This is a genomic window from Chitinophaga sp. CF118, from assembly GCF_900112615.1.
Taxonomy (GTDB): Bacteria; Bacteroidota; Bacteroidia; order Chitinophagales; family Chitinophagaceae; genus Chitinophaga.
Genome location: NZ_FOMK01000003.1, coordinates 969,231 through 983,802 on the forward strand (window position 1 = coordinate 969,231; position 14,572 = coordinate 983,802).

The following is a 14,572-nucleotide window of genomic DNA, read 5'->3' on the forward strand; positions in this document are numbered from 1 at the left end:
GTGTTGTTTAGAAGTTGACGTTTAGTCCGAAAAGCAAAGTCCTGGCAGCAGGATAGCTGGCGTAGTCAAAGCCTTGACTACGGCTGTCTTGCCCAAAGCGGTTTACCTCCGGATCATAGCCGCTGTATTTTGTCCATGTGGCAAAGTTCTGAGCGGTAACGTATACACGAACAGATTGCACATGCAAACTTTTCAGTGCAGCAGCTGGTAAGTTGTAGGCCAGTTGCACATTCTTTAGCCGGAGGTAAGAACCATCCTCAATTTGCCTGGTGGAAATACGATTCGCCGGGCGGGTAGTGGCTGCACGTGGAATATCGGTATTAGTGTGTGTTGGTGTCCAGCGGTCAAGCATATCGCGATCCTGATTGGTTGTGCCGTTCAGGTATTCCAGTTCAAAACGGTTTGCATTTAATATTTTATTGCCGGATACTCCCTGGAAAAAGATGGTGAGATCAATTCCTTTATAGGAGAAGGTATTACTGATGCCACCAAGAAATGACGGCTGTGCTCTTCCTATAATAGTACGGTCATTATCATCAATCTTTTTATCGTTGTTAAGGTCGCGGTATTTGCGGTCGCCTACTTTTTTAGCACTGGCATCTGTAAGCGCTGTGAGCTCTGCCGCCGTTTGATAAATGCCATCGGTAACATATCCGTAAAAAGATCCCAGAGGTTCACCCACACGGATGATACCGGAATTAACGTTTTGTGCTATGTTGGCTACTTCTCCTGCAAAGATCTGCGGGGATCCGCCTATATTCAGCACTTTATTTTTGTTGGATACAATATTGAAATCAGTAGTCCATTGAAAAACACCATCCAGGTTTTTAGTGGAGATACTAAGTTCTATTCCTTTGTTTTCTACCTCTCCAAGATTTTTAATAGCACTGGAATAACCGGATGTTCCGGGGATGGTTACATTCAGCAACAGGTCTTTTGTCCGCTTTAAATAAACGTCAGTAGTGATATTGATCCTGCTGTTGAAAAGTGCCAGATCCAGACCAATATCTGACTGTGTAGTTGTTTCCCAGGAGAGATCAGGATTAGCTATCTGAGAGGGCCCTATACCCGTGGTTACGTTATTCCCCAGCACATAGTTTTGTGTACTTAAAAGAGAATAAGCAGGGTAATTACCAATACCATCCTGGTTGCCTGTTGATCCATAAGTCACTCTCAGTTTCAGATCATTAATTGCCTTGAGAGATTTCAAAAAAGGTTCTTCGGATACACGCCAGGCTATAGCAGCTGAAGGGAAGTACCCGAACCGTTTATTCGCACCGAAACGGGAAGATCCATCTGCACGGAAAGATGTAGTGAGCAGGTATTTATCCCTGTAACTGTAATTAATTCTTCCAAGGTATGATACCAGCCCCCAGGTACCGATGCCTGAAGAAGGTGTTACTGCTACAGCACCTGCGCCTAAATTACCTGTGCCAAGGTTATCATTTACAAAACTTCTGGCCGAAGCTGTACTGTTCTCTGTACGGTTCGCCTGTTGAGTATAACCTGCAAGGAATGAAAAGCTATGGATTTTATTGATTGTTTTGGTGTAGGTTAGCAGGTTTTCGTTGAGCCATGTAAGAGATTGTGCATTGTAAACAGATCCTGCTCCGCCCTGTGCCAGTCCGCTCGATACACTCCGTGGCAGGTAGCTGTCCTGTTTTTGCATAATACCGTCTATACCGAGCAATACTTTCAGGCTAAGCCCTTCTATTACCTGGTATTCAGCAAATACGTTTCCGAAAATACGGTAAGCGGTGTTCTTGTTCTTACTTTCTTTTGCAAGTGCCGCGGGATTATCTGCTGTGAAATTCAGCGCCGGATCTGTAATGAGGTAACTGCCATTTTTATATACCGGCAGTAATGGCGGAAATTGTAAAGCCGCCATAGTTACCAGCCCTGCGCTTCCAAGACTACCATCTGTACGTGATTGGTTATTGAGTGTACGGTTGACTGACAGGCTGTTACCGATCTTTATTTTGTTGGTTAGTTTTCTGTCCAGGTTGATGCGGAATGAGTAGCGGTTAAAATCAGAATTGACTACAATTCCTTTTTGTGTAAAGTATCCGGCAGAGATGGCATATTGCGTTTTCTCATCACCACCACTGATTGATAACTGGTAGTTGGCAGTGGGGGCCTGTCTGAATATTTCATCCTGCCAGTCTGTCCCTTTACCCAAGGCGGAGACTTGGGCATCTGTATATACAGGAGCCAGCCCATCGTTGGTATTTGCCTCATTAACAAATCTGGCATATTCCTGTGCATTTAATACCGGGTATTTTCTGCGTACATTTTGTATGCCATAATAAGTATCAAAGTTGATAACTGATTTGCCAGCCTTGCCACGTTTGGTTGTAATGATCACTACACCATTAGATCCTCTGGAACCGTAGATAGCGGTTGACGACGCATCTTTCAGAATGGTCATGGATTCAATATCTGAAGGATTGAGCGTACTCAGTACGTTGAAGCTGGAACCACTTGAAGCTCCGTCATTTTTAAAAGGGATTCCATCTATCACGTAGAGTGGTTCATTATCGCCCTGTATGGAGTTACCTCCTCTGATTCGGATTGTGGTGGTACCACCTGGGGCACCGGAGTTTTGTGTTACCTGTACACCTGCAGCCCGGCCCTGTAATGCCTGGTCCAGTGAGGTGACGGCCACCTTCTTTATTTCATTGACGGATACTGTTGTTACAGAACCGGTAAGGTCTGTTTTCTTTACCTGTCCGTAACCTACAACAATCACTTCTCCGAGGGCTTCTGTACCACTTTCCAGTGTGATGGTGATGGTAGACTGATTTTTTGTAAGCGTGATGGTTTGGGTTTTAAGTCCGAGTGCCGATACCACCAGCACGGCATCATCAGGCACATCTGTGAGTGTAAAGATACCTGCCTCATTGGTAGCGGTACCACGATGTGTTCCCTTGATCTGAATGGTAGCACCAGGAATCGGTTCGTTTTTTTCGTTTACGACCTTTCCCTGGAGTTTGTCTACCTGAGCCTCAGGTGTTACCGGTGTTGCCATATTGGTTCTACGGCTAATTACAACAGTATTGCCCTGGATGGCAAATGCGAGTGGCTGGTCTTTCAGAATACTACGTAACGCAGTTTCCAAAGGAACTTTATTGAGGGATACAGATACGGGGCGGGCCGCTATCATATCCTCATTACGGTGAAAAAATACATACCCGGTCTGTTGTTTAATAGCGGCAAAAACCTTTTCCAGGGGAACATTAGTACCTGAAAAAGTGACCGGTTGGGAATTACAGTTGGCGCTTGCCTTCAGCAAGACAAATGTCAGTAGCAGAGCTGTCAGTTTCATAACATGGAAAATTGTTCACCACCGGTTGACGGTAGTAGTTTATATTTAAATTACTGGGGCAGGATCTCGATTTTCCTGCCAGCTATTTTAAAGTGTACTCTTGTTTGTTCAAGTATTTGTAATGCCTGTTCAAGGGAAAGCGTTTTGCCTATTTCTCCTGAAAAGGTGCCTTGTGGGATGGCTCCCAGGTAACTGATCTCTACATCATACCATCTTGCGAGTTGGCGCATAACCATTGGCAGATCAGCATCCCGGAAAGAGAAGTACCCGTTTTTCCAGGCTATCACATCATCCGTATTCACTTTTTTAATTCCTATCGCAGCTGCGCCGATGGCGACCAATGCCTGCTCTCCGGGATGTAATAATTGGGTATTATTATTAGCCACCACTTTTACAGCACCTTGCAGCAGGGTGGTATTGATCGTTTTTTCATCAGAATAAGCCATTACATCAAAGCTGGTACCTAATACAAGAATCTCTGTGTTGTTTACCCGGACCTTAAACGGCTGACTGCCACTTTTTGCTATTTCAAAGTATGCCTGGCCATCCAGTTCCACCACCCGTTCCTTCCCATTGAACACAGTGGGGTATTTAAGCTTTGATGCGGCGTTTAACCAGGCTTTTGTACCATCTGGCAGCATTATCTGGTATTGTCCGCCACGGGGCGTAGAAAGCGTATTAAAACTCGCCGTTGCGGAATGTTCCTTTGTACTGGCATATTGAAGAAGCCCCGGCTGACGCCGGATGGTAGTATTTCCCTGTTGCAGTAGTTTGCTGCCACTACTGTCGAGTGGAACCTCAGAGCCATCTGCAAGTGTTAGTATAGCCTTATTACTACCGGGTTGTATGTCGGTCTTAATATTGTGGGGAGTATTGTTTACGATACCGATAGTTTTGGTTTCAGTAGATTGGGTATATAGGTATATGCCAGCAATGATACCTATTATTAATGCAGCTGCGACATAGGGACGCCAGTTAACTTTATAGGGCTTCGGTGTATTGGCCAGTATGGCTTCCAGTTTGGCTGTTGCATCAGGAATGCCTTCCTGTTCACTGCTATTATGCCAGTGCAGTTCCATGACTTTACGTAGCTCATCATTGTCTGTAGCTGCCAGCAGTTCTTCCAGTTCTTCACGGGTACAGGTATTATCCAGGTATCGTTGCCATAAAAGATTAATCCTATTCATATGTACAGGCAGAAATTGACCGCCTTCTATAGCAAGACGCCGGAAAAAGAGGGTACAACTAATGCAATTGAAAAATTATTTATAGAACAGCAAAAATACCAGTACCAGATTGAGATGCTCTGCCAGGTATTGCTGGATAAAGCGTTGGGATTCAGTGATGTGATTACTTACGGTATGTTTGGATAGACCAAGGCGGGAGGCTATTTCTTTATGGGATAACCCGTTTTCCCGGCTGAGCAGGTATACTTTGCGGCGCTGTGGACTTAGCAGTCCTATAGCTTCCCTTAACTTTTGATCATATTCTTTGGAGATGACCCGGTTGTCTGCAGCTGAAGCATCTGCCATTTCTATTTGCTCCATGAGCAGGTCTACCAGTTTGGGATCACGGTTGGCGGCCCGCAGAAAATCTATGGCACGATGATAGGCAATGCGAAACATAAAACCTTCCAGGTTATCGATACGGGGTAAAAGGTCCCTGCCCAGCCAGCATTTGGTTAGCACATCCATAACTACCTCTTCTGCTACCTGTGGAGATTTGATGATAGTCCGGATATAATGGAAAAGTCGCCCTTGCCATGCATGGAAGAAACTGCGGAATGCATTTTCATCGCCCTCCGAAATTAATTGTAAAAGTGCTTTATGCTGTGAAGTATCTGGCATGCTGGTAGGCCCCTCTTTCCCTGTTGACATAAAAATAATAAAATAAAGTTATCACAGGGGAGTAGATGCGATGTGAGATTATGGTCCCAGCATAAACCGTAATGTTAAGCCTCCTGTAGTGGTAATTGTAGGACTGGAAGTCGATAATACGGGAATCGTTTGTTTGCGGGTATAATAGAATTTAAGATTTACTTTTTTATTGATTACATAATCTATCGAAGGGGCAATGCTGACTACCTTCTGTCCTGAAGTGGGAACAGATACACCTCCATCCAGTTGATTGTTGACCGACTTCTCATCACGGTAACTCAGATCCATCCTGAAGTTAAGATCATTATCCAGTTTACGCGAACCGCTTTTTCCCACGGCGAAAGGCAGCATTAGTCCTTTTACCCGGTAACCACCACCTATTGTAATTTCACTGGTACGGGCCTCCGTTAACTGGTAGTCGGTCAGGCTCAGACTTAATGCGCGGGTCTTCTTATATTCCATGCGCATGTTCAGGTTATTCTTTAGCGTAACATCTATCCCCAGTAAAGGTGATAGCTGCTCGGACATGGTAACATTTGGCACTGCATAATAAGGAACGTAGTTGCCGGAAATGGAATCCCTGAAACTTGGGGATCCCAGTGATTTTTCATCCATGTAACTGGATGATGTATTGAAGGAATTCATACTCAGACTGCTGATATAGGCATGTGTAAGCGTGAGGCTTTGCACAAGATCACTGAATGCCTGCAGCCTGCTAAGTCCATCGTAGGTAATACGCCAGTTGGGCAGGGGAATCATACTCCTGAAAGGGTTACTCCGGATCTTATCCAGGCCGGAAGTAGCTATCAGCCCGATTTTATTGGGATCTTTCCCTGTATACGCAGCAAGAAATGCAGAGATCAGAACATTCTGTTCATACTTTCCATAACCGTATTTATAAGCCGCATCACCTGTATCATTCACTGGCAGGGTAGGGTCTCTTGTATAAGGATTGGCAGCCCAGTAACGGCTGGAAAGAATGGCGCGGTAATTCCTGAAATTGGTAAAACTTTGTGTAAGACCGTTATGCAGGAACAGTGTTTTGAGCATGATGTTGGTCACTTCAAAACCACCGGTTTCATACGGGTCAAGATGTTCATATTCTCCAGAGCCATAACGGTCTTTGAATAGTTCCGAATGATTCTTGGAAAATGATTTGGTGAGTGTAAGGTCTATCCGCAAACTGGGAACTGGTTCCAGTTGCGCCTGTATATTCAGTGCCTGTGTAAACTGTTGCTGAAACTGTGAATTAAAGAGAGTGTCTTTACTGATCAGTCCACGTTTAGCCTTGTTATCCAGCCATTTTGAATCAGGCTGGTAACCGAATATAAATGCCATTCCGGGTTGATTACTATGCCAGTTCATTCCAAGTAATTGTGTACTGTCCATATACCCCGGTAAGCGTGTATAGTTATTTTCTGAATAGTTGATATTGATTCGTTTGATAGCCAGCAGTGGTCTGATTAGTTTTTTCAGTAAAGGAGATACCTTTAACTCAGATTCTTTAGCTGCCTTTTTTCCGGGCTGTGGCTTGCTGGCTGTTCCCTGAATTTGTTTCAGGAATTTAGACCTGTTATACAATTCGCTGAATTTAAACTCAGCAATGATAGCAGTGGTCTGTGTATTCTCAATGGTATTCCCCTGGATCCTGTTGGCCAGCGAAGCCGCTGTCCACCGGTATTGTGCCGCATAATTAACTGCTACATTGGTCCAGCTTAACAGAGGGAACTTTGCCAGCGGTAGGGTATAAGTACTGTTAAACGTCTGGAAATAATTGGTGTTACGCCCAAGTTTCTTCAGGTTGTTCCATACGCTGTCTTTCTTTGATTTGGTATTGATCCGGCCATCCGGTTCATCAATCCTGGCATTGTTTACTGCTGTAAGATCGAAGCTGAGATTACGGGTAAGATCCCATTTAATACCATAATAACGATCAAAGTTGAAGTACTTGCTAAACGTTTCTCTGAGCTTGTAATCGCTCCCCACATTGCGCAGCCTTGATGCGCTGAACTGGCGTGAAATATCTGCCCGGAAGTTCACATTGGAAGGCAGCAGGTTGTAGTTAAAGCTCTTCAACAATCCCAGCCAGGGAGATTTGCTTTTGATGAGATTTTTGAATGGTTCTTTGAATTTACTTTGTTCGTTAAAATCATACCCCAGTACTCCACGGTTTTTGATCAGCTCATAATTTTCAGTTGCCGGATTATGCTGTTTTGTTCCTGTGTAAGCATAGGTAAGATTAAAGTTCTCAATGCTCCAGGGCTTGAGCTTTTTCTTACCATCACTCACTCTTCGCAGGTTGGTGATGTTCAGACTGGTAATGGTAGTCAGATCCTGTGCTTGTTCTTTGATAGAATCCCTTTCGTGTTTATTTGCCGCCAGTTTTAATTTTTCTTTCAGTTTGATATCGATATCGAAAGGATCGTATTCAGGCATACTGGAAGATTGCGATTTACCCGCATATACCGGAATGGATAAACGTGCTTTTTTGGGCAGTAGTTTCCCCATGTCCAGGTTTATGGAAGCATCATATTGCAGGAGATTATCCTGGAAGCGTTCATTCAGGCTCTGGTTTACCGCACCATAACCGGATGTGTGCATACTGCTACTAACAGCCAGTGTACCGAGATCTGCCAGTTGCACATTCATCCTGCCGGTAGCTGCGTAACCTCCTTTCTCTTCCAGCCCGGTGAGGCGCAGTTCGTCAAACCATACTTCCGCGCATTTAGATATACCATCGTTCGCCGGATTAGATACTGCCATCATCATACCTTCCACATCTCCCAGGTTAGGATTCCCAATCACAGCAATCGTGTTACCGTTTGCAAGTACTTTCTCATACAGAGTAGTAGTTGAGGCGCCTGCGTTATTACGGGTTTGTTTCAGGCTGCTGAGATCTGTAAGGGTGAGATCAAGCTCATTCGCAGTGGGCCATACGTCTGTTTGTGATTTAGCACCAAAGGCTGTAGTTCTTAGTGGAATACGGTATTCATAAAAGTTCTCCGTATAGTCGCTTCCTATGCGGATTACTGCTTCGAGGTCTTTGTCTTTTAATGTATTCTCATTATCTACGGCTTCCGCATGAATGAATAACTGTAACTTCTTATAACGGCGAAAGTCCATTCCCAATGATTTATATACAGCCCTTGCCTTTCCATCCTGCAGGTTACAGACCTGGAGAGACAATGATTGTTCATTGAGCAGGAGGGTGGAATTGCTGGTACTCAAACTGCTTTCCCGTTGCAAGCCTGGAGGCAGTACATATGCCACCGGTGTACGGGTAGCATTCTCTTCTATGTTAACCGCGGTGTTATTGAAAGACGTTGTAGTGGCAGCGGTCACCATATCTCCTGCGCCTGCCTGTAGTTCATATCCATATTGGCGCCATTGGTTACGTACCAGTTGCAGTTTACCAAAGCGTAATACAACAGAATCTTCAAAGTTGGTCAGGTACATACGCATAAAGCGGATGGATTTGAAATCTGCAATGCCCCCTATAGCCGCATTATACTGATCTACCGGAATCTTGAACTGGTACCATGTTTCTGTATTGGAAGTGCCATTTGCCAGTGATACGGTAGTGTTGATTTTATCCACGATGTAGTTGGACCCAATAGGCATATTGGGCTTCATATGCACACGGTACTGGAAATAGGCTTCCGTTTCATTCATTGTATTATCAAAATTCAGATCTTCAGATTCCGGTATATTGGTAGCAGCAGAAGAATAAGATGCATTATTGCTTGTAGCAGGAGAGTTCCCTTCCGGCATGCTAAAGCGTTTATAACGTTCAAGGATAGATAATTTCCTGGCATCATAATCATCTCCCCGGTAATAGTGGTAGTTGTCATTGGATGGATCTGCCAGTGCTGCCTGGTAAGCCGCGGAATTTGCTCCGAAGTTATTACGCAACTGTTGCAGGTAATTATTGCGGTAATAGGTTTCGTCGGCGGTGGTTAGTCCATCATAGCCCACGTCCTGGTATTGTCTGATATTAGCATCATTGTCGAATGCCTTTGTCAGTTGTTGCTCGTAGGTGGGCATCCTTCCCCAGGTGGTAGAATCATAAGTAGTAGAGCCGGGTGCTTTCAGCCCGTTTTCAAATGATTTATGTGAATCTTTTAGGATATCTTCTGAAATACTGCCGAGATTAAAATAAAGGTCACCGCCGCTGCTTGATGGATTTTTTATAAAAGGGTCCTGTACCCAGAATTCTATGTACTGGACGTTGGATGCTTCAAAGTCGGTATTGTCAAGTGAACGCATAATCCCTCCCCAGCGTTTTTTAGGCGATTTAAGCGTGCCGTCTGTATTTATCTGCGCTCTGTCCGCTTCAAAGTTATAAGGCCCCCGTTGGTCAGGATAATAGGCAAGATCGAGTGTTGTGAGCTGGGACTGTGTATACTCAGTAGAAACATTTGGGAATATTTCCTTTTCATATACGATTCTTACGCGCGGATCTGACTGATCATCTTTCGTAATACCTGCGGGTAATCCCGTATTGGTGGTGATCTGTAGTGTTGGTTCTATAATGTACCAGGCCATGAGTGCCCTGTTCTTCCCATAATCCAGTGAATCGATCAGGGTTGCTTCAGGAAACATTTCCATTCCTGTAGTATCTGTGGCACCGGCAGGAGTGGAGGCGAGTGCCCAGCTGGAAGAAGGTGATTTCAGATCGTAATTACTTTCTGTTCCTTCAAAATCATCGATGTATACTTGTCCTTCACTGCTGCCAAATGAATTTATCAGTTTACTGTGTCCGGGAAACAGTCTTGCCACTTCTCCTGTGAGGCTTATCTGGGAGGGTGTGGTAGTTTTATAATTAGGAAGTTTGTTCAGTAAACGGGTAAGTGTTTTAGAGGCTGAATTATAGTTTCCATCCAGTCCTATTACAGTGTTATTAATAGGATCTTCTCCATAGTTTACTTTGGTGGTGTAGGGGCGTTCGCTCATGTGAACGATCGTAGATCCGAGTGATAACTTATCATTCACTGTATAATCCAGCCTTGTACCCATATAATTCCTTACCTGCTGCCCGTATACACCGCTGTTCTCAAATGCAATATTAATGGCAGATCCTGAACTGAGGATGCCATCATTGATAATTTTTACCCTGCCTAAATTATAATCTACTGTATAGTCGAGATTTTCTATCAGTGTTTTACCTCCTGCAGTAACAGTGACGGAACCTGAAGGGATATTATATGCATTCAGCGATACTTCAGATGAACTGCCAGCTTTGTAGCTACCTTTAATTACGAATCTGTTGAGGGCGGAATATTGTTCTGCCGCTGTTTTGGTAGAATCATACAGTTGTGGATAGAGGTATTGTTTCTCAAGTGCTGCATTACCACCGAAAGCTTTTGCCAGGTCTTTGCCAAATGGTTCCAGTACAGGAAAGATAATGCGTCCGTTAGAGGCATCTACAGTATATCCGCTTACAAAGTCGAATACGCCATCGGGCTGTGGGTCATTATTATTGTTGAGATTATCCAGGTTGAGGATAGAAATGATGGGAGCTCCGCTGTATTCATTTACAGCATCGGGCAGATAACGTCGCTGACTGGCAGCTCGTGTATCTGTTCCGGGATCGTTGTAATATACATCCATCGTGAAATCGGTGCTGCTTAGCTGATATGCACCTGTGGAATAGATGTTTTTCATCATCAGATTCCATATAGGCAGCCTTGTTCTTACAGCAGTTGCTTTCAGCATTTTCAGAAACAGCACCCGGCTGTTTGCATTATTGTTATCATCTGGAGGAACGTCCTGTGCAAAATCTCCTACCTTATAGGTGCGGCCATTATAACTGTATTCATAGGCAACAGCCAGCACCTGGTCTGATGTGAGCTGGCTGTTTAATGTAATGAACCCTAATTTCCTGTTGATGGTATATTCCGTACTGTCCAGCTTACGGGCATACGTTTTCTCATAGTCCTGCACCGGTATTAATCCTGCTGCCTGTAACTGGCTTACTGTCGTGCTGGGATTCCTGCTGGCATTATCTTCTGACAGTTTACTATAGAGATCATTGATACCGTTGTAAGGCAGTTTACCTCCGGCAATGACGTGTACGGCATTGGTGTTGTAGGGATTATATTCCCCCAGATCCATTAAGCCTACCACATTGCGGGTATTAATGGTAGTCCCTGTTTTATTGGTGACCCATACTTCTATCCTGGTGATGTTTGCTAGTGAACGCACAGAGGGCAGGTTGCCCATTGCGTAATTAAAGGTATCCCGGAAGAACTGTGCCATCAGGAAATTTCTATTTTCTTCATAGGCATTTCCTTTGATGGTATAAGACTGCGACTGACTACCACCTTTGAGGGTTAATGTTTGTTTCTGCGACTTCTGACTGGATAATACGCTAGTGACTGTGAGTCGCCCGAACTGTAATTGTGTTTTAATCCCGAACAGTGATTGCATCCCGCTAATCAGTGAGCTGTTCAGCGGGAAGCTCACATTACCAGCTTCTATCTTTTTTATTATCTCATCGTCATAACCGGTGTATTCAAGCTTTACCTGGTTTTCAAAATCAAAAGTGGACTGTGAATTATAATTGGTAATGAGTTTCAGTTTATCGCCGATCTTTCCCGTCACATTCATGTTGATGTTCATGTTCATGTCAAATCCACCACTCTTGCGGGCACGTTCTGTCAGCACAGGATTATTGACATACTGACCATCATAACCCATGGATACTTCCAATGAGCCTTGTGGCTTTATATCTACTTTATTACCGCCGAAAATACGGTCGAAGATGCTGTTGCTTTTAATGAGTTCCGGAGCTTCATTTTTCCTGTTCAGGTTCCCCAGTGTAGATGCCCGCTTTTTAAAATAATCACTTTCGCTTTGCCGGGATTGCATGTTATAGAAATCCTGGAAGCTCATAATAGTAGGCTTGCGATAATATTGATCACCTATTTTTTCAGAGATAATATAATTCCTGGTAACAGGATCGTACTCCACATCCTGCAGAATACCTTTCGGATCTTTCAGATCTACTGCATTTTCCGTGTGGTCAATCAGCCTTACTCCATGACGATCCTGCAATGGATATTTCAGTGTATCCATTACAGGTATAACAGTATCTTTTACGTCAACAGAGCCTGGCGTATAAACAGTTCCGTGAAGATCCCGCGCTGCTGTATCAATCATGAAAAATAATACTACACTTGTAATAGCAAGGGTGGCATAGTGTTTTCTTATTCGTTTTCTAAGGGACTGCTTCACGCGACGATCTTACTTGAGCTGCATTTCGTAATTACCAATAATTCGTGCCTTCATATTCTATCTATACGATAATTCGGCTCTGTACATTAACGTGATACTTTAAAATAGTATTGCTGGTTGACTATAGACAGGAGAATTGTCTAGATGAAATGGTAAACTAGTCAGTTGAAAGCAGTTATAAACCTAATATTTTATGCAGGGAACCGTTTATCCGTTAATTTATACCAGATATTAATTGGCCTTTCTATTACATTTACAATTACATTTACTTTGCATCCTGAATTTAATTTAAACCCCGAATAGTATGAAAATCGCAACTTTTACAGCTGCCATGTTCCTTTGTTTACATGTGTGTGCACAACAACCTCAACAGGAAGACCAGTTTTCTTCCGAAATTCTTTATAAAAGCGTAAAGAAGCCCATGATAGCCATTCCGAATGGACCGGATGGTGATGAAATGACGAATAGGCCGGTCTTAAGCAGCTTAAAGATGGTATCTGACCGTAAGGCTGTTAGAATAGCGCCCAGGCAGCCGGTAATCGTAACTGAAACCGATGCTCCAGGTGTAACAGCACTGGCAAAAATGTACGCTGCCAATGTTTGTGCACAACCTGTAGTGGAAGCTGATCTGGAACCAGTTTACAGTTCTGTAAAGGCACATATGCCTTTATATCTGCCTTATCGCAACAGCGTAGTAAGTATCTGGCAAGGATTTTATTACAGCTGGGATAATAATAATGATGGTAAGAATGATGCCCACCGCGCTATTGATTATGGCAAATCTAGCGTAGCTGCGAATGAAGATCCTTCCTTTGGTGTATATGCTATTGCTCCAGGAAAGGTAATCACTGTACAGTGGTCTGATGGTGGAGGTAATAATGTCACCATTGAACATACTGCTCCAGACGGTTATAAATACCGGAGTACTTATCTGCATCTGCGTAATGGGTATGACCATGACCGTGCACAGGCTAAAAAATCTCCTTCTGCCAAATACATGGCATTTGCCAACAATGGTACCAGCAGTAATTTATGCTGGGGAACTAACAGTCAGGTGATCAAAGTTAAAGTGAATGATATGGTACAGGCTGGTGATTTTATCGGTAATTCCGGTAATACCGGTTCCGGTGGAATTGGCGTTATACTGAATGATGATGGTACTATGAAGAATCCGGATACCCGTTCTTTTAACGTACACCTGCATTATGAAACAAGGGTACTGGATACACGCAGCGGCCATTCAGGCGAATGGGTACTGGTAGATCCATATGGTACTTATAACAGCAGCAGCGTAAGTTGTTATGATCTGGAAGCCAATACACCGTATGCACGTTTGTTTGCTCCTTTTTACCCAAGTTTCCATAATGTTCCTTTGGATATCGTAAACAAATTCTGGTCTTACTATACCGGTATGGGTATGGCATTGCAAACAGTGAGTGTGGATAAAAATGGTGGTGATTTGTATGCCGCAGGTTCATTCCAGTGGGGACTTACCGGTGCATGGTATGCACGTTTTTACATGACCGGCAGTACTTATCAGAGTTATTTCAATACCTACAGCAGCCAGGGATTCCGTCCCCGTCAGATTTCAGTTACCAAAGACGGTAGTGGCAATCCACGTTTTTCTGTGATATGGGAAAAGAATCCTGCCGGAGAAACAGCACAGTCTTTCCATAATACAGATGATGCTGCTTTTGATGTTGCATGGAAAAATTATGTAGTAACTAAGAAATGGCATGTACAGGAACACGCAGATTATACCGTAAATGGTAAAAGATATCATGCAGCTGTGTTTGTAAACAAACCATCTGATAATGGCTTCTATCTTTATTATGGTATGAACGCTGCTGATTTCGGTAATAAGTTCAATGAACTGTATAAAAGCTGGGAGCTGAAAAGTATCTGTGTAGATAATGGTAAGGTAGGAGGTGTATGGCGTCCGAAGCAGAATAACTACGCTGCTTATTTCGGGATGTCATCTTCAGATTATCAATCTAAATTTAACCAGTTCTCAGCGCAGGGATTACGCCTGGTGAAAGTGCAGAACTATGATGACAATCAGCACTTCAGTGCTATTTGGGGAAAATAGGTTTTAGTAGCGTGTTGATTATAAAAGAAACCCGGCTCTGTTATG

At 43.6% G+C, this 14,572-nt stretch carries 5 protein-coding genes; 1 reads left to right on the forward strand and 4 read right to left on the reverse strand.

Annotated elements, in window-relative coordinates; genetic code table 11:
• Nucleotides 1-7: 7 nt before the first annotated feature.
• The 4 genes from BM176_RS16175 to sprA all read right to left on the reverse strand — a co-directional run bounded on the left by BM176_RS16175 (nucleotide 8) and on the right by sprA (nucleotide 12,438).
• Complete coding sequence (locus tag BM176_RS16175; protein ID WP_090104801.1) at nucleotides 8-3,325, reverse strand: TonB-dependent receptor; 3,318 nt, start codon at nucleotides 3,323-3,325, stop codon at nucleotides 8-10.
• Between the two features lie 50 nt (nucleotides 3,326-3,375).
• The gene (locus BM176_RS16180) at nucleotides 3,376-4,512 is read right to left on the reverse strand and encodes a FecR family protein (RefSeq protein WP_090104803.1); all 1,137 of its coding nucleotides are present in this window, start codon (nucleotides 4,510-4,512) and stop codon (nucleotides 3,376-3,378) included.
• A gap of 75 nt (nucleotides 4,513-4,587) precedes the next feature.
• Nucleotides 4,588-5,202 (reverse strand): RNA polymerase sigma factor, encoded by a 615-nt coding sequence (locus BM176_RS16185; RefSeq protein ID WP_090104804.1) that lies wholly within the window; start codon nucleotides 5,200-5,202, stop codon nucleotides 4,588-4,590.
• 48 nt (nucleotides 5,203-5,250) lie between these two features.
• Nucleotides 5,251-12,438: a T9SS outer membrane translocon Sov/SprA gene (gene sprA, locus BM176_RS16190; protein ID WP_255373520.1), complete on the reverse strand. Its 7,188-nt coding sequence runs from the start codon at nucleotides 12,436-12,438 to the stop codon at nucleotides 5,251-5,253.
• Between the two features lie 304 nt (nucleotides 12,439-12,742).
• Here sprA and BM176_RS16195 point away from each other — a divergent pair, with 304 nt between their 5' ends.
• Nucleotides 12,743-14,527: a M23 family metallopeptidase gene (locus BM176_RS16195; protein ID WP_090104808.1), complete on the forward strand. Its 1,785-nt coding sequence runs from the start codon at nucleotides 12,743-12,745 to the stop codon at nucleotides 14,525-14,527.
• Nucleotides 14,528-14,572: the final 45 nt, after the last annotated feature.